This is a genomic window from Marinobacter iranensis (assembly GCF_029207565.1).
Lineage (GTDB): Bacteria > Pseudomonadota > Gammaproteobacteria > Pseudomonadales > Oleiphilaceae > Marinobacter > Marinobacter iranensis.
In genome coordinates this window covers 32,677-50,356 of record NZ_JANCMW010000012.1, presented here as the reverse complement: position 1 = coordinate 50,356, position 17,680 = coordinate 32,677, and the positions used below count along the sequence as shown (strand labels likewise).

17 protein-coding genes are annotated in these 17,680 nt (G+C 58.2%); 10 read left to right on the top strand and 7 right to left on the bottom strand.

Annotated elements, in window-relative coordinates; translation table 11 throughout:
- The first annotated feature begins 124 nt into the window (after positions 1 to 124).
- From NLU14_RS16835 to NLU14_RS16800, 8 genes are all read left to right on the top strand, one after another.
- On the top strand, positions 125 to 406 hold the full coding sequence (locus NLU14_RS16835; RefSeq protein WP_275708658.1) for a DUF1244 domain-containing protein: 282 nt from the start codon (positions 125 to 127) through the stop codon (positions 404 to 406).
- On the top strand, positions 403 to 792 hold the full coding sequence (locus tag NLU14_RS16830; protein ID WP_275708656.1) for a HopJ type III effector protein: 390 nt from the start codon (positions 403 to 405) through the stop codon (positions 790 to 792). The genes NLU14_RS16835 and NLU14_RS16830 overlap by 4 nt, the downstream gene beginning before the upstream one ends.
- Complete coding sequence (gene minC, locus NLU14_RS16825; protein ID WP_275708654.1) at positions 789 to 1,526, top strand: septum site-determining protein MinC; 738 nt, start codon at positions 789 to 791, stop codon at positions 1,524 to 1,526. Before NLU14_RS16830 ends, minC begins: the two co-directional genes overlap by 4 nt.
- 65 nt (positions 1,527 to 1,591) lie before the next feature.
- Positions 1,592 to 2,404 carry a septum site-determining protein MinD gene (gene minD, locus NLU14_RS16820; protein ID WP_275708652.1) on the top strand — a complete coding sequence of 271 codons (813 nt, stop codon included), beginning with the start codon at positions 1,592 to 1,594 and terminating at the stop codon, positions 2,402 to 2,404.
- A 3-nt stretch (positions 2,405 to 2,407) separates the two neighbouring features.
- Positions 2,408 to 2,662: a cell division topological specificity factor MinE gene (gene minE, locus NLU14_RS16815; protein WP_027831170.1), complete on the top strand. Its 255-nt coding sequence runs from the start codon at positions 2,408 to 2,410 to the stop codon at positions 2,660 to 2,662.
- A gap of 202 nt (positions 2,663 to 2,864) precedes the next feature.
- Complete coding sequence (locus NLU14_RS16810) at positions 2,865 to 3,614, top strand: START domain-containing protein (protein WP_275708650.1); 750 nt, start codon at positions 2,865 to 2,867, stop codon at positions 3,612 to 3,614.
- Positions 3,615 to 3,672: 58 nt separating this feature from the next.
- Complete coding sequence (locus NLU14_RS16805; RefSeq protein WP_275708648.1) at positions 3,673 to 4,164, top strand: CBS domain-containing protein; 492 nt, start codon at positions 3,673 to 3,675, stop codon at positions 4,162 to 4,164.
- A 20-nt stretch (positions 4,165 to 4,184) separates the two neighbouring features.
- On the top strand, positions 4,185 to 5,570 hold the full coding sequence (locus NLU14_RS16800) for a PhoH family protein (RefSeq protein WP_420845075.1): 1,386 nt from the start codon (positions 4,185 to 4,187) through the stop codon (positions 5,568 to 5,570).
- 71 nt (positions 5,571 to 5,641) lie between these two features.
- Here NLU14_RS16800 and NLU14_RS16795 read toward each other — a convergent pair whose 3' ends face one another.
- From NLU14_RS16795 to NLU14_RS16785, 3 genes are read right to left on the bottom strand one after another with little or no spacing between them, the layout of a single operon-like run.
- Positions 5,642 to 7,168 carry a tripartite tricarboxylate transporter permease gene (locus NLU14_RS16795; protein ID WP_275708646.1) on the bottom strand — a complete coding sequence of 509 codons (1,527 nt, stop codon included), beginning with the start codon at positions 7,166 to 7,168 and terminating at the stop codon, positions 5,642 to 5,644.
- Positions 7,168 to 7,614, bottom strand: coding sequence for a tripartite tricarboxylate transporter TctB family protein (locus NLU14_RS16790; RefSeq protein ID WP_275708643.1), 447 nt, complete (start codon positions 7,612 to 7,614; stop codon positions 7,168 to 7,170). Before NLU14_RS16790 ends, NLU14_RS16795 begins: the two co-directional genes overlap by 1 nt.
- Positions 7,611 to 8,588 carry a Bug family tripartite tricarboxylate transporter substrate binding protein gene (locus NLU14_RS16785; RefSeq protein WP_275708641.1) on the bottom strand — a complete coding sequence of 326 codons (978 nt, stop codon included), beginning with the start codon at positions 8,586 to 8,588 and terminating at the stop codon, positions 7,611 to 7,613. Before NLU14_RS16785 ends, NLU14_RS16790 begins: the two co-directional genes overlap by 4 nt.
- Positions 8,589 to 8,817: 229 nt before the next feature.
- Between NLU14_RS16785 and NLU14_RS16780 the strand changes: the two genes are divergently transcribed.
- Entirely contained in the window at positions 8,818 to 10,437 is a 1,620-nt protein-coding gene (locus NLU14_RS16780) for an ATP-binding protein (RefSeq protein ID WP_476738653.1), read from the top strand.
- Positions 10,434 to 11,114, top strand: a complete 681-nt coding sequence (locus NLU14_RS16775; RefSeq protein WP_275708639.1) for a response regulator — start codon at positions 10,434 to 10,436, stop codon at positions 11,112 to 11,114. The genes NLU14_RS16780 and NLU14_RS16775 overlap by 4 nt, the downstream gene beginning before the upstream one ends.
- A gap of 20 nt (positions 11,115 to 11,134) precedes the next feature.
- Here NLU14_RS16775 and NLU14_RS16770 read toward each other — a convergent pair whose 3' ends face one another.
- From NLU14_RS16770 to NLU14_RS16755, 4 genes are all read right to left on the bottom strand, one after another.
- Positions 11,135 to 12,487, bottom strand: coding sequence for a sigma-54-dependent transcriptional regulator (locus NLU14_RS16770; RefSeq protein ID WP_275708637.1), 1,353 nt, complete (start codon positions 12,485 to 12,487; stop codon positions 11,135 to 11,137).
- Positions 12,484 to 14,298, bottom strand: a complete 1,815-nt coding sequence (locus NLU14_RS16765) for a sensor histidine kinase (protein ID WP_275708635.1) — start codon at positions 14,296 to 14,298, stop codon at positions 12,484 to 12,486. Before NLU14_RS16765 ends, NLU14_RS16770 begins: the two co-directional genes overlap by 4 nt.
- 102 nt (positions 14,299 to 14,400) lie before the next feature.
- Entirely contained in the window at positions 14,401 to 16,590 is a 2,190-nt protein-coding gene (locus NLU14_RS16760; protein ID WP_275708633.1) for a TRAP transporter permease, read from the bottom strand.
- A gap of 87 nt (positions 16,591 to 16,677) precedes the next feature.
- Positions 16,678 to 17,655, bottom strand: a complete 978-nt coding sequence (locus tag NLU14_RS16755; protein ID WP_275708631.1) for a TAXI family TRAP transporter solute-binding subunit — start codon at positions 17,653 to 17,655, stop codon at positions 16,678 to 16,680.
- Positions 17,656 to 17,680: the final 25 nt, after the last annotated feature.

Genomic DNA, 17,680 nt, shown 5'->3' with positions numbered 1-17,680 from the left:
GACTCTTCAATCGGGTAAATTATCTGTACATATGTACAGCCTTGTATCTTACGGTAACATGCCGAGAATGTCAGGAGTTCTATATAGCAACTCCCAACGACGACAAAGACAAGTGTGAGCAATCATGACAAACCCGATCCCCGAACAATCACAGACGGAAATTGAAGCCGCCGCTTTTCGAAAGTTGGTCAGCCACCTGCGTGAACACACCGAGGTCCAGAACATCGACCTGATGAACCTGGCCGGGTTCTGCCGCAACTGTCTTTCCAAATGGTATCGCGCCGAGGCTGCCGAGAGAGGCTTCGATCTTTCTGACCCGGACGCCCGCGAAATCATCTACGGCATGCCTTACGACCAGTGGAAAGCCCGCTATCAGCAAGGCCCGAAACAGGATCACGGCGCATGAATCTCAATGACGCGGTTCGCATACATCTGGCGTCGGTAGACGCCGGCCATGGCGACTTTGATGACACCCTGGCCCTGATTGACCGCTTTTTTGAGTATCAGCCCACCGGGTTTCACAACGGCCCGTTGTACAATGGCGCCGGCGAGAATGCCGGCTCCTGCCGGGTATTTGCCCTGGCCCAGTACTGCAGCCTGAATGAGGCCGACACCCTGCGCCTGTTTGCGCAGCATTACCGGCAGGTTCTGGATGAGCCGGCAGGCGAAAGCCACGGCAATATCCGCCAGTTTATCGGCACCGGTTGGTCCGGCATTCACTTTGACGGCCAGGCGCTTCGCCAGCGCCCTGCCACCACCCAGGACGACACCACGGAAGAGACCCATCCATGAGCGAAACCGCCGTACCCGGGGTAAAACAGTGCTTCCAGCTAAAAAGTGCCAGCGTTTCCATGACCTCGCTGGAGCTGTATTTTTTTGACAACGACGAGTTTGAAACCACCCTCAGGGACAAGATCAGCCAGGCGCCGGGCTTCTTCAAGGACATTCCCCTGATCATCAGCCTGGAAAGGTACGAAGGGCTTAGCAGTGAACTGGACTTCTTCAAGATTATCGGCACTTGCCGCCGCCACAATATCCATGTGATCGGCGTGCGCGGTGGCAACGATGACCAGCGTCGACTGGCTCGCGGCGCGTCACTGGCACTTCTGCCCGGCGGCAACCAGCGGGACCGTGAAATCGATACCGGGCCGGCTGCCGACACGCCAGCGGCCGAAGCCCCCGACAGCCCGACCCCGGCGAAAATCATCAACCAGCCGGTCCGCTCCGGCCAACAGGTCTACGCCCCTGATGGTGACCTGATTGTCCTGGCGCCGGTACAGGCTGGTGCCGAGGTATTGGCAGCCGGTAATGTTCACGTATACGGACCACTGCGCGGGCGGGCCCTGGCGGGCATTCATGGGGCTGAGCATGCAAGGGTCTTCTGCCAGTCTCTTGAAGCAGAGCTTGTGTCCATCGCCGGACACTATAAAATCTCCGAAGATCTTCAGGACAACGGATGGAAAACCGCCGTACAGATCCAGCTCAGGGAAGACCTGCTGGTGGTAACGCCACTGGAAAAGGCCTGACGAGAACGTAACTACCCGCGCAGGCGGGGAAAACGACGAATCCACCGCAAAACAGGAATGCAACCTTGGCTAGAATCATTGTCGTTACCTCAGGAAAAGGTGGCGTAGGTAAAACCACAACCAGCGCCTCTATCAGCACCGGCCTGGCGAAGCGGGGCCACAAAACCGTGGTTATCGATTTCGACGTGGGCCTGCGCAACCTGGATCTCATCATGAACTGCGAACGCAGGGTGGTGTACGACTTCGTGAATGTGATCCAGGGCGAAGCCACACTCAACCAGGCCCTGATCCGGGACAAGCGGGTCGATACCCTCTACATCCTGCCGGCCTCCCAGACCCGGGAGAAGGAAGCCCTGACCAAAGACGGCGTTGAAAAAGTCATCAACGAGCTGTCCGAGCGGTTTGACTACATTGTCTGTGATTCACCCGCCGGCATTGAGCATGGCGCCCTGATGGCGCTGTATTATGCTGACGAGGCCATTGTGGTCACCAATCCGGAGGTGTCTTCGGTACGGGATTCCGACCGCATTCTGGGCATCCTGCAGAGCAAGTCCCGCCGCGCAGAGATGGGGCAAGATCCGGTCAAGGAGCACCTGCTACTGTCCCGCTACAACCCGGACCGGGTACAACGGGGTGAAATGCTTTCCGTGGCCGACGTGGAGGAAATCCTCGCCATCCCCCTGCTGGGCGTGATTCCCGAGTCCCAGGTGGTATTGAACGCCTCCAACCAGGGGCTTCCCGTGATACTCGAGGAAGACAGTGATGCGGGGCAGGCCTATGAAGATGCCGTTGCCCGTCTGCTAGGTGAAGAGCGCGAGCATCGCTTTATGTCTTCCCAGAAAAAGGGTTTCTTCTCACGGATGTTCAAGGGGGGCTGACGGATGAGTTTCTTCGACTATTTCAAGAGCAAGAAGAACAACCGGTCCGCCAGCGTTGCCAAGGAACGACTCCAGATCATCGTTGCCCATGAGCGGGGCCAGCGTGAACAGCCGGACTACCTGCCAGCGTTGCAGAAAGAGCTGCTTGAGGTCATCCGCAAGTACGTTCAGATCAGTGACGACATGGTTCAGGTGGAAGTTGACCGCAACGACAGCTGTTCGGTACTGGAACTGAACGTGACCCTGCCGGAGCACTGACCGGCTCCGTCGTTTATCCTCCAACCCCGGCAGCCTGCCTGCTGGGGTTGCTTCACCCTGCCCATCATTCCCATCAAATCAGGCCAAAAGTTACCTGCGGGATTTCAGTCGGTTACCCAGTTCACAATCCCCCGATCGCAACAGGTTGGTGAGACATCAGTCGTGGTAGACTCGCCCCGATATTTCCAAGGATGCGTAACCCATGCAGAATCTGAAGGCCCGGGGCGTTGCCCGACCGGCTTCCGCACTGGCCATGTTGCTGATGGCAGCCGTTGTTTCCACCATCGCAGCGGGCGCGGCACAGGCCGGGCTACCGGATGAGAATGCAGAAGGCTGGAGCCTTCGCAAGGAAACCGACAACATTCGCGTGTTCACTATTGACCAGCCGGATTCCAGCTTTCAGGCGTTCAAGGCCGAAGCCATCCTCGACGTACCCATTGAAAATCTCATGGCCGTCATGATCAACCCGCAATCCTGCGTTGAGTGGGTACACAACTGCTCTGAGTCCTACGCATTTGGGGACGGTAATTTTCACGACCGCTACGCCTACTCCGTGAATGATATGCCCTGGCCCGTCACCGACAGGGATTACGTACTTCGCATTCGCACCCACGGCGAGAAAAGTGACGGCGAAGTGGTGATGAACCTCAATGCCATACCGGACCGGCGCGAGGAAGAAGATGGCCACATCCGTGTGGACAAATCCGACACTTTGTACCGCTTCATCCCCGAGGGCGACCAGACCCACATGATCTGGGTACAACACACCGAACCCAACGGCTCGATACCCGGCTGGCTGGTAAACACCCTGCTGGTGGACATTCCCATTCGTTCCATGGAACAACTGGAACGGGTGGCACGATGGGAACGCTACCAGAACCACGAACTGGTTTACGACAGCAGTGGTAAACTGAAAAATGTGGTGCCCAAACCCCAATCAGGGGATGACTAGCCAGGCTGTTACAGCTAAGCTCTTTTGCAAAGGACCTGTTAACGGAGCCGAATCGTAAATGACCGTTCTCGCTTACGAGATCATGACCCCGAGCATCAAGGCCGTACCCCAGTCATGGACAATGGACCATCTGGCCAGGTTCCTTACCGACAACGAGATCACCGGCAGCCCGGTTACCGATGAAACCGGCGAAATCGTCGGCATTGCCACCCTCAAGGACATCACCGAGTTTCGCTGGAACGCCAGCCGCTCCGAAACCGATACCCGCATGACCCCGGAAGAGGAACAGGAAGCCCGTCGCCTCCGTATGGCCATTTTTGAGGAAATGGGCAAGGTGCCTGTGGAAGTGCGCGATATCATGACCCCTATCGTTTTATCGGTTGACGAGCAAACGCCCGTGCGCGACATTGCCGATATCATGATGCGTGAACACCTGCACCGGATTTTCATCACCAAAGACGAGAAGATCACCGGTATTGTGACTACGTATGACATGCTCAAACTGATCTCCGACCAGGAGCTCACCAACCGCTGTGCCGGGAACGGCTGACCAGAGAGGTATCACACCCTATGCCAAGAGCACCGCAGGCTCGCAGAAAGATGTATGTCCTCGACACCAACGTCCTCATCCACGATCCGAACGCCCTCCTGAACTTTGAAGAACATGACGTCATCATTCCGATGACAGTCCTTGAAGAACTCGACAGTCTCAAATCCGGCAAACAGGCGGTCGCCGCCGATTGCCGCCAGGCCATCCGCAACATCGACAAGTTGCTGGGTGACGCCAGCCCCGGAGAGATCGAGAAAGGCGTACCCATCGTCCGCGGCAAGAAGGCAGAGCCTCTTGGGACGTTATCGATACTGATGAGCACAGACTACCAGGGCAACCACGGCCTGCCGGAGCACCTCAACGACAACAAGATCATCAACACCCTGGCGGCCCTGCAAAACCGCCACAAGTCGCGGGACATTATCCTTGTCAGCAAGGACATCAACATGCGACTGAAGGCCCGGGGCTTCGGCGTGGAAGCCCAGGACTACCACAACGACATGCTGCTGGACGACATCGACCTGCTGCCCAAGGGATACAAGGAATTCCCCAACTCCTTCTGGGACACCATCGAAAAAGTGGAAACCATCCAGCGGGAGGGCATCACCGAACACATCCTGCGCCGCGAAGGCGACCTGGCCAAACTCACCATTAACGAGTTCGTGATTGATGAGCAGGGGTTCGTGGGCAAGGTTTCCGATGTCGGCGACGGCAAGATTGTCATCCGCGACCTGCACCAGCACGACCTGATGCATGAGGAAGTCTGGGGACTGGTGCCACGGGACATCTACCAGGCCATTGCCCTAAACCTGCTGCTGGACCCGGACATCCACCTGGTGAATCTCACCGGTTCCGCCGGCTCCGGTAAAACCATCCTGGCACTGGCCGCCTGTATTGAAATGACGGTTGCCAGCAAGATCTACAAACGCATCATTGCCACCCGCAGCACCCAAGGCCTGGACGAAGACATCGGCTTCCTGCCCGGCACCGAGGCGGAAAAAATGGAGCCCTGGCTGGGCGCCATAGTGGACAACCTGGAAGCCCTCCACGAAGACGACGAGAACATGACCGCCAGCGTGGACTACATCCTCAGCAAGGTGCCACTGCACTTCAAATCCATGAATTACATACGGGGCCGCAGCTTCCAGCACAGCCTGATCATCATCGATGAATCCCAGAACCTGACGCCGCACCAGATCAAGACCATCATCACCCGCGCCGGCAACGGCTCCAAGGTGATCTGCCTGGGCAACCTGGCACAGATCGACACCCCCTACCTCAGCGCCCTGAGTTCAGGCCTGACGTACATGACCGAACGCTTCAAAAGCTTCCGTCATGGCGGGCACATTCACCTGCAGGGTGTGCCGAGATCAGTGCTTGCGGAGTATGCGGAGGCAAATCTCTGACCACCTCGGCATAAATCGGAATGGAAGGAAGGAGGGGAGCCCTCAGGCCCCGCCTCCCCCCAAAGACAAGGTCAGTCGCTGACCGGGCTTTCCTTCATGGCCGCGTGCATACGCCGGCGGAGAATCGGCCCCACCAGGGTTGGCAGTACCAGCCCGAGGCCCGCTACCGCCCAGAACCCGATAGCCAGTGGGCTGGACCACAATACCGTCCAGTCGCCGTCGGACAGAATGAGCGCGTGCCCGAGGTTTTTCTCCATCTCCGGCCCCAGCAGGAGGCCGAGAATGATCGGCACCAGAGGGATCTCAAGCTTGCGCAGGAAATATCCGCCAACACCGAAGGCCACCATGAAGTACAGATCGAAGGTGCTGTGGCTGATGGAATAAACCCCCACGAAGGCCACCATGGTCACGATGGGCAACAGGTACATCGGTGGTACCGAAAGCAGCCTGACAAAGAAGCCCACCAGAGGAATGTTGATTATCAGCAACAGCACGTTCCCGATCAGCAGCGCCGCGATCACGCCCCAGACAATGTCGGCATGCTGGGTGAACATCAGCGGGCCCGGAGTGATGTTGAGAGAGATCAACATCGCCAGCAGCACGGCCGTGGTTCCGCTGCCCGGTACGCCCAGGGTCAGCATCGGCACCAGGGCGCCGGAAGACGCACCATTGTTGCCGGCTTCCGGGGCCGCCACGCCTCGTATGTCGCCTTCACCGAAGGTGCCCTTCTTGCCCAACACCTGCTTCTCCAGGGTGTAGCTGATAAAGCTCCCCAGAGACGCACCGGCACCGGGCAGAACACCGGCAATAAAGCCCAGAACCCCACCGCGAAACTGGGTCGGAATGGTACTGACCAGTTCTTTGAAGCTCAGAGTAATCTTGCCCACGTTCATTTTCTTGCGACCGCCACCGATGCGGGCCTCAACAAAGAACAGCAGCTCGGAAATTGCGAACAGGCCGACAATAGCCAAGATAAAGTCAATGCCCTCGTACAACTCCAAGACACCGAAGGTGTACCGCTGAGTGCCGGTCGCGATATCAATTCCAACGGTGGAAATCATGATACCGAGTGTCGCTGCAATCACCGTTTTCATGGGATTCTTGCCGGTGATACCCCCAAGTGTGGCAAACGCCAGCATAAACAGCGCAAAGTATTCCGCCGGACCGAAAGTCAGGGCAAATTTTGCCAGTATGGGCGCCAGCATGATCAGGCCAATGGTCCCGATCAGCCCGCCGGTGAACGACGCGATGGCGGAAATGGCCAGGGCATCCGCCGCCCGGCCCTTCTGCGCCATGGGGTAGCCATCCAGACAGGTCATCATCGCGGGCTCATCGCCCGGGATATTCAGCAGGATCGACGAGATCCGTCCACCGTACATGGCACCGGCATACACCGAGGTCAGCAGAATCATTGCGGTTTCCGGAGGCAGCCCCAGGGTGAAAGCCAGCGGGATCATGATGGCAACACCATTGGCGGGGCCAAGGCCCGGCAAACAGCCAATCAGGGTTCCCACGAAGGCGCCCAGCAGCGCGAACATCAGGTTATACGGGGTCAACGCCACCGCAAACCCTTCCATCAGAAAGCCAAGGGTTTCCATCAGTTCACCTCCAGCAGGCCACCGGGCAGGCTCAGGCCGAGGCCGTAATTAAACAGCACAAACACCACGACGGCGCTGATCAGACCAGTCATAAAGGCCGTGAGGGGCGTGCCACCCATTCGCCAGCTAAGTGTGCCCACGGCCAGTGTGGTGGAAATCACAAAGCCCAGGGGTTCCAGCAGCATGGTGTAAACCACCAGCACGACCACAGAAATCGCCAGTTCCAGCGCGGACTTGCCTACTGGCCAGCGCGCGTCCGGATCCGGCTTGATCATCAGGTACAGGCTGCCAGCCACCAGAACCACCGACAGAATGGTAGGGAAGGTTTCGGGCCCCACGCCCTCGGCGCCGCCGAATGGCTCGGGCCACTGTTGGGCAGCCCAGCCATAGGCAACAGCGAGGACCAGAAGGCCCAGGCCGAGAATGCGATCACCAGCGCCTGTCATTTCAGCAGTCCGATTTCGCGGGACATCTGTTCGATCTCCTGAACCTGGTTCCGGACAAACTCATCAAACTTGTTCGCGGGCGGATGGAACGGAATCAGGCCATTGCTCTTCATGACTTTTTTCCACTCCTCGCTGGCGTACAGGGTGTCCACGGCATTGACCCAGTATTCCTTGGCCTCTTCATCGGCGCCTTTGGGCATGTAGAAGCCGCGCCAGTTAGGACCAAGGGCCTCAATACCCTGCTCTTTGGCTGTGGGAATATCCCCAAACTTACCGGGCAGGCGCTCTTCGGACAGGACAGCAAGAACGCGCAGGTCGCCGGATTCCATGAAGCCGGTGGCTTCCGAGATATCACCGGTAAAGGCGTCCACCTGACCGCCGACCACCTGGGTCATGGCCTCACCACCATTGTTGTACGAGAGGTACGGAATACGCGGCAGGTCATCTGCGCCCGCAGCTTTGGCGGTAATCAGCACTTTCAGGTGATCCCAGCCACCCCGGGCACTGCCACCGGCAAACTTGACAGATTTGGGATCTTCGCTGACGGCTGCCATCAGGTCGCTCAGATTCTTGTATTTGGAATCCTTGCCCACGGCGATGACGCCGTAATCGGCACCCAGTGCGCCCACCCAGGTCACCATGTCGGCATTCATGCCGGGAAACTGCTTCTGCGCCAGACGTGTGGTAGTTGCGGTGGATGCGGCAACCAGCAGCTTATTTTCTTCGGCCCGCTTGCTCACGGTGTGGGCGTAGGCTACACCACCGCCAGCGCCGGCCATATTGACGGTTTGAACACTACCATCGATCAGGCCAAGTTCCTGCATCACATTGCCCGCGCTACGGCAGGTAAAATCCCAGCCGCCGCCGGGATCAGACGGCGCGATACACTCGACTTTTCCGGACGGCTCCCAAGCCAGGGCAGACATACTGACGGCGGCCGCCGCCACAAAAGACAGGGTACGTTTGATCAACATTGTGTCACCTCATGTTTGTTTTTGTGTTCGCTCCCGAGGCAGGCCTGTTGGCAAGGCCAATGGGGCGACTCCCGTACAGGTTAAAAGTGGATGGGCACGGTCTTGAAGCTTGTGGTCGTAAAGCCTTTAAAGAAACTAATGGTCGTTTTGTTCATAAAGTTCATGGGCAATCACCACCTCCGTGCATTACCCTGTGGGACAAACGACAACAAGATCCGTAATCCAAACCGTGCTCCGAAAGACCAAACTCAAAACCCGGATGATTCTCACCCTCGGGCTCGTCAGTGCCTTGCAGACGATCCTGATTGGCGTGTTCGCTGGTTATTACCTGAGCGAATCCTTGTACGACGAGATCGGCCAGCGGGCACTCATGGTGGCCAAAACCGTGGCGGCCGCGCCGGCGGTCATTTCCGGCATCCAGAGCCGCGATGTGGCCGGGCTCAACCACCTGGCGGCGCGGCTGGAGGAGACCAACGAAGCCCTGTTTATCGTCATCGGCGACCACAACGCCATCCGCCTGGCCCACCCGGATCCGGCCCGTCTGGGCCATTCCATGGCCGACGACGATGGCGATTATGGCCGCCAGGCCCTGGTGCACGGTGAAGCCTATGTGGCCAGAGCCCTGGGCAGCCTGGGTGAGTCCGTGCGCGGCAAGGCGCCGGTAGTGGTTCCGGACAGCGGCGAGATCATTGGTATCGTGTCGGTGGGCTACAGTCTGGCCCAGGTGGAGACCGCCATAGAGCGATACAATTTCGTGCTCTATGGGGTGGTCGGCCTGGTGCTGATGATCAGCATCGTCGCCGCCATTGTGATTGCGGGCCGGTTCAAGCGTGCGATTTTCGGGCTGGAGCCGGAGGAAATCGCCCGCCTGTTCCAGGAACGGGACGCCACCCTGCAGTCCGTTCGCGAAGGCATCATCGCCATCAACCGGCAAGGCCTGATTACCACTGTCAACCGGACCGCCCTGGACACCCTGGGGCTGGAACCGGAAACGCCCCTGGCCGGCCAGCCGATACTGTCGGTATTACCGGAAAGCGACCTGTTGGCAGTGCTGGAATCCGGGGTCCCGGATTTTGACCGGGAGGTGTGGCTGCGGGGCCGGCAAATGGTTGTGAACCGGCTGCCAGTGCGCGAAGGCAGCGACATCATTGGCGTGGTGGCCAGTTTCCGGCTTCGTGATGAGGTGGATCAGGTCAGCCGCCAACTGACCCGCATCCAGCAATACGCCGATACCCTGCGCAGCCAGACCCACGAATACTCCAACAAACTGCACACCATTGCCGGCCTGATCCAGATTGGCGCCACCGACGAGGCCATGGCCCTGATCGGCAACGAAGTCAGTGATCACCAGGCGCTGCTGCACCTGCTGCTGGAGGCAGTGCCCGACCCGGTCCTGGCTGGCTGTCTGCTGGGTAAATACAACCGGGCACGGGAAATGGGCCTGCACCTGGACATTGATCCGGACAGCCAGATGACCGACATTCCCGAGCGGCTGCCCAGGGACCAGCTGGTCAGCGTTCTGGGAAACCTGATCGACAACGCCCTGGAAGCGACCCGGTCTCACACCGGCGAAGGGGGCCACGTCCAGCTCTCCATGACCGATCTCGGACACGAACTGATCTTTGAAGTAGAGGACCAGGGGCCCGGCATTCCCGAGTCGGCCCAGCAGAAAATTTTCGAGAAAGGGGTCAGCAGCAAGGAGGGCAATGAACATGGCATTGGGTTGCATCTGGTTCGTCTGTTCCTGAACCGCTGGGGCGGCTCGGTTACCGTCGAAAGCCCGTCGACCGGGGGTAGCCGCTTTACTCTATACTTACCCAAAACACCGGAAGAGAGGAAGACCCATTGACCCCCATTCGACTACTGATCATCGAAGATGACCGCAAGATAGCGGAGATTCAGCGACGGTTCGTGGAACGCCTCAAGCAGGTTGAACTCTGCGGCATCGCCCATACCCTGGCCGATGCCCGGGACCAGATTGACGTGCTGGCGCCGGACCTTATCCTGCTGGACGTGTACCTTCCCGATGGCAATGGCCTGGAGTTGTTGCGGGAGCTGCGAGCCTCGGACAGCAGCAGCGACGTCATCCTGATTACTGCTGCCAAGGAGGTCGAATCCCTCAGGAGTGCTTTACGAGGTGGCGTTTTCGATTACATTCTCAAACCGCTGGTCTTTGAGCGCCTTGAGGAAGCTGTCAGCCGGTATCGCGACCACCTGCGCCACCTGTCGGGCCTCGTCCAGGTTGCCCAGAAGGAAGTCGATGTCCTGCTTCCCAGAAGTAGCGACGCCTCCCAGTCGAAGCGCCCGGAAAGGCTACCCAAGGGCATTGACAGTATTACGCTGGATAAGATCCGCGAAGTGGTCGCGTCCGGCGGGCAGTGGAGTGCGGAAGAAGTCGGCAATGCCATGGGCGCTTCACGAACAACCGCCCGCCGCTATCTGGAGTTCCTGGTGGGCCTGGAGGAACTGACCGCGGAGGTGACGTACGGCAGTGTGGGGCGCCCTGAAAGGCGTTACCACCGCTAGTTTCCCGCCAACCCTTCGGTTCACTCCTTGAACTGCGCCTTATCCAACCCATGCTTTCGCATCTTGTCGTACAGCGTTTTACGGGCAATACCGAGCTGGACCATGGTGTCTTTTATGCTGCCCTGGCAGGCATTCAGTGCACTGATGATGGCCGACCGTTCGAACCCGTCCATCATCTCGGACAGGGTCTGGCGGCCCGGGACATTGGCGGTGGTGGACGGATCATTTTCATCAAGCGCCATCGGCCCCAACAACACGTAACGTTCCGCCAGGTTCCGTAACTCCCGCACATTGCCCGGCCAGGAATGTTGCATCAGCCGCGCCGCCTGGCTGGCATCCAGGGGGATGCTCTCACGGTCATAGCGGGCGGCGGCGATCAGTACGAAGTGGTGGAACAGCAATGGAATATCTTCCTTGCGCTCACGCAATGGTGGAATGTCCACTTTAACGACATTCAACCGGTAATACAGATCGGCACGGAAATCCCCCTCATCGCTGAGCGCTTTGAGGTCCGCCTTGGTGGCCGCGATGATTCGAACATCCACTTCCTGCACCTGGTTGCTGCCCAGTCGCTCAACGCGCTGTTCCTCAAGTACTCGCAGCAGTTTTACCTGAAGTGCCATGGGCATGCTTTCCAGCTCGTCCAGGAACAGGGTGCCCTTGTGGGCGTATTCGATTTTGCCGATGCGGCGTTTGTCGGCACCGGTAAAGGCCCCCGCTTCGTGGCCGAAAAGCTCGCTCTCGATCAGGTGCTCCGGCACCGCGCCACAATTGATAGCCACAAAGTTGTGGGTGCTGCGTGGACTGTTCTCATGGATATAACGCGCCAGCGCGTCCTTGCCGGAGCCGGTTTCTCCGTGCAGGAGAATGTTGGCGGAGATATCCAGAATCGGATTAATAGTCGCCACCACCTTTTGCATGCTCGGGGAATCCCCCAGAATCCGGGGGCCGGGCCGTGCCAAGTGCTTCAGCTGGGCTTTCAGGCGACGGTTTTCCAGCGCCAGGTGACGCTTCTCCAGGGCGTGGCGGAGCAGTTCAAGAAGCTCGTCATGGTCAAACGGCTTCTCGATAAAATCATAGGCGCCCTGTTGCATGGCCGTAACCGCCGTGCTGATATCACCCTGGCCGGTTAGGATAATCACCGGAATGGCGTCATCCACTTCCCGTATCCGGTCCAGCATTTCAAGGCCGTTCATTTCCGGCATGTTGTAGTCGCACAACACAACGCCTTCATAGTCGGGCGTTATCTCCTGAAGGCCCGAGCGAGCATCTTCAAAGCAGGCCACTGGCAAATCTTCCAGTGTAAGGGTCTGGGCAATTGCCTGGAGAATATGCGGGTCGTCGTCCACAAAGATTACCGATACCCCTGTCATTCCGTGGCCTCCCGCTTCTTCAGCGTCAACACAAATTCCGCGCCCGGGCCGTCGCTCCGGTTGCGTCCTGTCAGGCTTCCGCCCAACGCATCCACGATCTGTCGTGAGATGGAAAGACCGAGCCCAAGCCCCTGTTTTACCGACTTGGTGGTGAAGAAAGGTTCGAACACCTGCTCGGTTTTGCCAGGTAGGCCGGAGCCGTTATCACGCACGATACAGCACCAGCTCTGGTTACTTTCCCTGATATCGATGGTAATTTCCGGCGTTTCCCGCCCTTCCACGGCCTGGACCGCGTTGGCCAGCAGGTTCACCATCACCTGCTCAATCCGGATCAGGTCGCCGTGGCACTGAACCGGCTCCGGCGGCCGGTGCCAGTGAATCTGGGTACTTGAACTGTTCTGCTGTGCGGTAATTATCTTGAGGGCCGCATCCACGGCCAGCCGGAAATCAACAATGGTGGGCGGCCCTTCCGATTTGCGGGCAAACACCTTGAACTGCCGGGTGAGCTCGGCCATTTTATCGCACAGACTAACGATCTCAAGGAGATTGGCGTCCACCATCTCGGTTGCGCCCTTTTCGAGAAAACGCCGGCTATTGCGTGCGTACGTCTGGATAGCTGTCAGCGGCTGATTCATCTCGTGGTTCAGGCCAGCCGACATCTGCCCCAGTACAGCCAGTTTGGCCGCCTGAATCAGTTCTTGCTGAGTCTCGCGAAGCTCATTCTGGGTGCGTTCACGTTGGCGGACCTCGTCCAGCAACTGTTGATTCGAACGCTCGAGATCCGCTGTCCGCTCCGTGACACTGCGCTCCAGCTGTTCCCCACGAAGCGCCAGTTCCGCCTCACGGCGATATCGCTCGCGTACATACAGCCAGGTAAGAAGACCACCGAAGAACAGGACCATTCCGGCCAGTACAAACCCAAGACGGGTCCAGAGCACAGGTCGGGTGCTCACCATAACCTGCAGGGTCCAGTCCAGCCTGGGCAGCGGCGTCCTCACGCTCAGGTATTCGCGCGTTTTGCCCTCTTCCAGAATACGGATTTTGCCTGACTGCGCAGACAACCCCGAGGGCTTCTCCAGCACTTCAAAAGCAATAGGTCGCAGCTCCCGGTCGGGATACCGCCTACGGGAGGCATCGCCGGGCGCGGCAGACCCGGGGCCGTTGAAATCCCGGTACAGCCACTTGGATTTGCTGGCCAGGAAACTGATACCAGCCTGGTCAAGCACTACCATCTCGGCTTCCCGTAACGAAGCCGGCCGATGCCACTGGGACTCCAACTCCTGCACCAACACCTTAACTGCAATCACCCCCAGTATGTTGCCACGATCATTTCGAACGGGATGGGAGAAATACAGGCCTCGAATACCGGACATAGAGCCCAGAGCGAAATAGATGGCGGACTCACCGGTCTCCATGGCATCACTGAAATAGGGTCGGAAGTGGTAGCTCTGGCCGACAAAACTGTCTTCCTGAAGGTAGTTGCTGGCCGCGATGGTCAACCCGGTTGTATCCAGCAGATACACGTCGGAACTACCGACAATGGTCGCCATGCGCTGCATTTCTTCATTGGCCTGAAGAATGGTCCGTGTATCCTCGGGAGAACTCAGTGCCTCTTCCAGTAACGGATGCTCAGCCATCAACTCGGGTATAGGCAGATAACGATTCAGCTCGTTGGCAACAAGCTGACGGTAACGAAAGGACTCTTCCAGGCTTTCCTGTTCCACCTGTCTATAGCCGACCCAGCCACCCACCGTCCAGGAGACTAGAAGAGTAAGGCCGAAGATGAGGACAGCGCCAATCCGGTAGGACATATAAACCGGTTCCTGAGAAAACCGCTAGCGTAGCGCCGGGAACCGGGCAGGACAACCGCACCCTGGCAATTGCCCTGCCCTGCTCTTCACAAAGGCAGGAGGTCAGGCCCCGGCAGGTGCCACACGCTGCCTGCGCTGGCGCTGAAGCAGGAATGAGATCACCGCCAGGGTTATACCAGCCAGATCCGTCCAGAGCCCGCCTTCAATCATCAGCAGCGCCGAGACAATCAGCATGACACGGACCGGCCAGCCGGCGTTGACCTTGCCGAACCAGCCCAGCACACCACCAGACAACAGGTACACGCCAAAGGTCGCGGTAACCAGGGCGCGGGCGATAACGAACCAGTCCCCATCCATCAGTAGCGCACTGTTATAGAAGAACATGAACGGTACGATGAACGCCGCTATACCGATCCGGAACGAGGCCACCGAGGTTTCCATGGCGTTGGCCCCGGAAATACCGGCCGCCGCATAAGACGCCAGGGCAACTGGCGGCGTAATGGCCGACACTACCGCGAAGTAGAACACGAAAAAGTGCGCCGTGAGCGGGTCAATCCCCAGCTGCACCAGGCCCGGTGCCACTACCGATGCCGCTACCGCATAAGCAGCGGTAGTTGGCATGCCCATACCCAGAAGTATGGAAATGAACATGGCGAAAACCAGCGCCAACAACTGGCTGGCCTCGGCCACGTCCAGCAGCAGCACCGAGAAGCGCGCGCCGACACCAGTCAGTGAAATCACACCCACAATAATACCGGCCGCGGCACACACCACGATAATCTGGATCGCCATCATGGAAGCAATATCCAGCGCCCGAAGAATTGAGCGTATCCCCATCTTGTTGGGCGTTAGCCAGCTCACCACTGCGGCAGACACCGTAGCCAGCGTACCGGCGCGAATCACTGAATACCCCTGGAACAGAGCGTAAATCAGAATGATGATGGGGATGAACAGATAAACCTGTTTGATCAGCTTGCGAAGCTTCGGCAGCTCGTCCTCGCGCATGCCGCGCATGCCCAGTTTCGCTGCCTCGAAATCCACCATGAAGTAGACCGATGCGAAATACAGCACCGAAGGAATGATCGCCGCGATGGCAATTTCGGTGTAAGGGATACCGGTGATTTCCGCCATGATGAAGGCGCCCGCGCCCATGATCGGCGGCATGATTTGCCCGCCAGTAGACGCAGCAGCCTCGACCGCGCCGGCGGATTTCTTGGAATAGCCCACTTTCTTCATCAGCGGGATAGTCAATGAACCGGTGGAGACCACGTTACCGGCACTCGTGCCGTTGATCATACCCATCAGGCCGGAGGCAAAGATCGCCACCTTGGCCGGACCACCGCGGGAACGACCAGCTGCCGCGAAGGCGAAATTTACGAAATAATCACCGACCTTCGACGCCTGCAGGAAAGCAGCAAAGACGATGAACAGAATGATGTAAGTTGAGGACACCGCCGTGGTGGGCCCCAAAATACCGGCATCGGTATACACCTGACTGAAGAAACGCTGCACAGACAATCCCGGAAAACCCAGGAAACCAGGCAGATAGGGACCAACAAAAACATAGACCAGGAACACCAGGCCAATCACCACCAGCGCCAGGCCCGCGACCCGGCGCGTCAGTTCCATGATCAGGGCGGTGCCCGCAACGGCGGCAAAGGAAATGCCCACGGGCGCAAAAGACGTGCCAGTGGTCATACGCATAGTGGTGTTATAAACCACCAGGAAATAGGCTGCGACGGCGATGGAGCAGACAATCAGCACCAGGTCGGGCACGCTGAAACGCGATCGCTCACGCTGGTGGAACCAGCTCAGAACAATGCCCACACCAGTGGCCGCCAGCAAAGGCCAGCCAAAATGCCAGGCTTCCAGCTCAGGCGGAATACGCATGGCACCGTTGGCCAGCATCTGGCTAAAGGAAAACGTCTGGTAGAGCGCATAAAGGGCAGGCAACAGGGCAACGCCACCAAACCAGGTGGTCCACTTATGTCGTGCACCGCCCTCTTCAGGAGATACAAATCGGGCACCGGCGTATAGTATAAAGCCCAGCACCAGCGCGCCCGCGACGTGGACAATGCGGTAACTCCAGGTTTCCATCGGGGCAATGTTCAGGGAATAAAGATGGAATGATGAATAGCCGATCGTCAGCAAGGTAACGAATTTCAGAAACCAGCCTTCAAACAGCCGGCGATTGGCCTCAACCGGCTCCTCGTCAACGTCGTGGGCAAGAATATGGTCTTCGTCCGACAGTACCGTCGGAGTCGGATCCTTGGGGGGTTGTTCGGTGGTCATGATAAGCCCTGCCTACAGGAAAAACCGGGCCGGCATCAAGCCGGCCGTCGACGGGGGCCCAACGGACCCCCTGACACACAAGGATGGTTACTTGATCTGGCTTTCAGGAATCTCGTAACCGTTTTCGTTGAACCAGCGAGCGGCACCCGGATGCCAGGGCAGAACGGTGTTCTTGGTATAGTTTTTCGGGATAGACGTCTTTGCAGCCTTATGGATAGATGTCATCTGATCGTTGTTCTCCATGGTCAGCTTGGTAATTTCATAGACCATGCTTTCCGGAACGTCACAGTTGGCGATCGCAAAGTTCCACATGGATACCACACGGGAATCTTTTTCCAGGGACTGGTAAGTGCTCGCCGGAATGATGAACTCGGAGACGGGGAAGTTATCGGTAATCTTCTTGGCTTCCGCATCGGTCATGCCGATGATGTTCACATCGGTCTGAACTTCCAGTTGGCTAACGGCCGGGATGGGAATACCCGCAGCGAAAGCCACCACATCAATCAGGCCATCCTGCAACTGGGTACCCAGGTCCGACCAGCTACCGTTGCGGCGTTCAAAATCCACGCCCAGGGTTTCCATCATGCGCGGGAAATAGGTGTCAGACGTGGAGCCTGCAGGACCGAAACCGATGGTAGCGCCATCGGGAATGTCCGAAATCGAGGTGATACCTGAGTCAGACAGCGCGGTCACGGAGAAAGGCGTCTCATACATCGGGAAGATGGCGCACACGTTGTCCATCTTTACACCCGGAGCTATCGGGCTGTTGCCGTCCAGGGATTCACTGGCCGGGCCCATGGTGGTCAGGCCAAACTGCAGGTTGCCGGTGTGTACCAGCGCCATGTTCTGCATCGGGCCACCGGTAATTTCAGCACCGCCGGACACGCCCAGGTTCTCGGCAACAAAGTTCGCCCACCCGGAACCATACGCAAAGTAGGTTCCGCCCTGGCTGGCAGTACCAACCGTGAAGTTGTCTGGCCAATCGGACTTGTCCTGTGCAATAACCGGACTGGTGACAGCAAAAGTGGAGGCGAATGCCAATGCCATTACGGATTGGGTTTTCATAGAGGATGCTCCCCGTCTCGTTGTG

Coding starts and splice junctions, on each gene's coding strand:
- NLU14_RS16755 (WP_275708631.1), bottom strand. CDS start 17,655: ATGAAAACCCAATCCGTAATGGCATTGGCATTCGCCTCCACTTTTGCT.
- minE (WP_027831170.1), top strand. CDS start 2,408: ATGAGTTTCTTCGACTATTTCAAGAGCAAGAAGAACAACCGGTCCGCC.
- NLU14_RS16790 (WP_275708643.1), bottom strand. CDS start 7,614: ATGACAGGCGCTGGTGATCGCATTCTCGGCCTGGGCCTTCTGGTCCTC.
- NLU14_RS16760 (WP_275708633.1), bottom strand. CDS start 16,590: ATGACCACCGAACAACCCCCCAAGGATCCGACTCCGACGGTACTGTCG.
- NLU14_RS16770 (WP_275708637.1), bottom strand. CDS start 12,487: ATGACAGGGGTATCGGTAATCTTTGTGGACGACGACCCGCATATTCTC.
- NLU14_RS16805 (WP_275708648.1), top strand. CDS start 3,673: ATGACCGTTCTCGCTTACGAGATCATGACCCCGAGCATCAAGGCCGTA.
- NLU14_RS16785 (WP_275708641.1), bottom strand. CDS start 8,588: ATGTTGATCAAACGTACCCTGTCTTTTGTGGCGGCGGCCGCCGTCAGT.
- minC (WP_275708654.1), top strand. CDS start 789: ATGAGCGAAACCGCCGTACCCGGGGTAAAACAGTGCTTCCAGCTAAAA.
- NLU14_RS16830 (WP_275708656.1), top strand. CDS start 403: ATGAATCTCAATGACGCGGTTCGCATACATCTGGCGTCGGTAGACGCC.
- NLU14_RS16810 (WP_275708650.1), top strand. CDS start 2,865: ATGCAGAATCTGAAGGCCCGGGGCGTTGCCCGACCGGCTTCCGCACTG.
- NLU14_RS16800 (WP_420845075.1), top strand. CDS start 4,185: ATGCCAAGAGCACCGCAGGCTCGCAGAAAGATGTATGTCCTCGACACC.
- NLU14_RS16795 (WP_275708646.1), bottom strand. CDS start 7,168: ATGGAAACCCTTGGCTTTCTGATGGAAGGGTTTGCGGTGGCGTTGACC.
- NLU14_RS16835 (WP_275708658.1), top strand. CDS start 125: ATGACAAACCCGATCCCCGAACAATCACAGACGGAAATTGAAGCCGCC.
- NLU14_RS16765 (WP_275708635.1), bottom strand. CDS start 14,298: ATGTCCTACCGGATTGGCGCTGTCCTCATCTTCGGCCTTACTCTTCTA.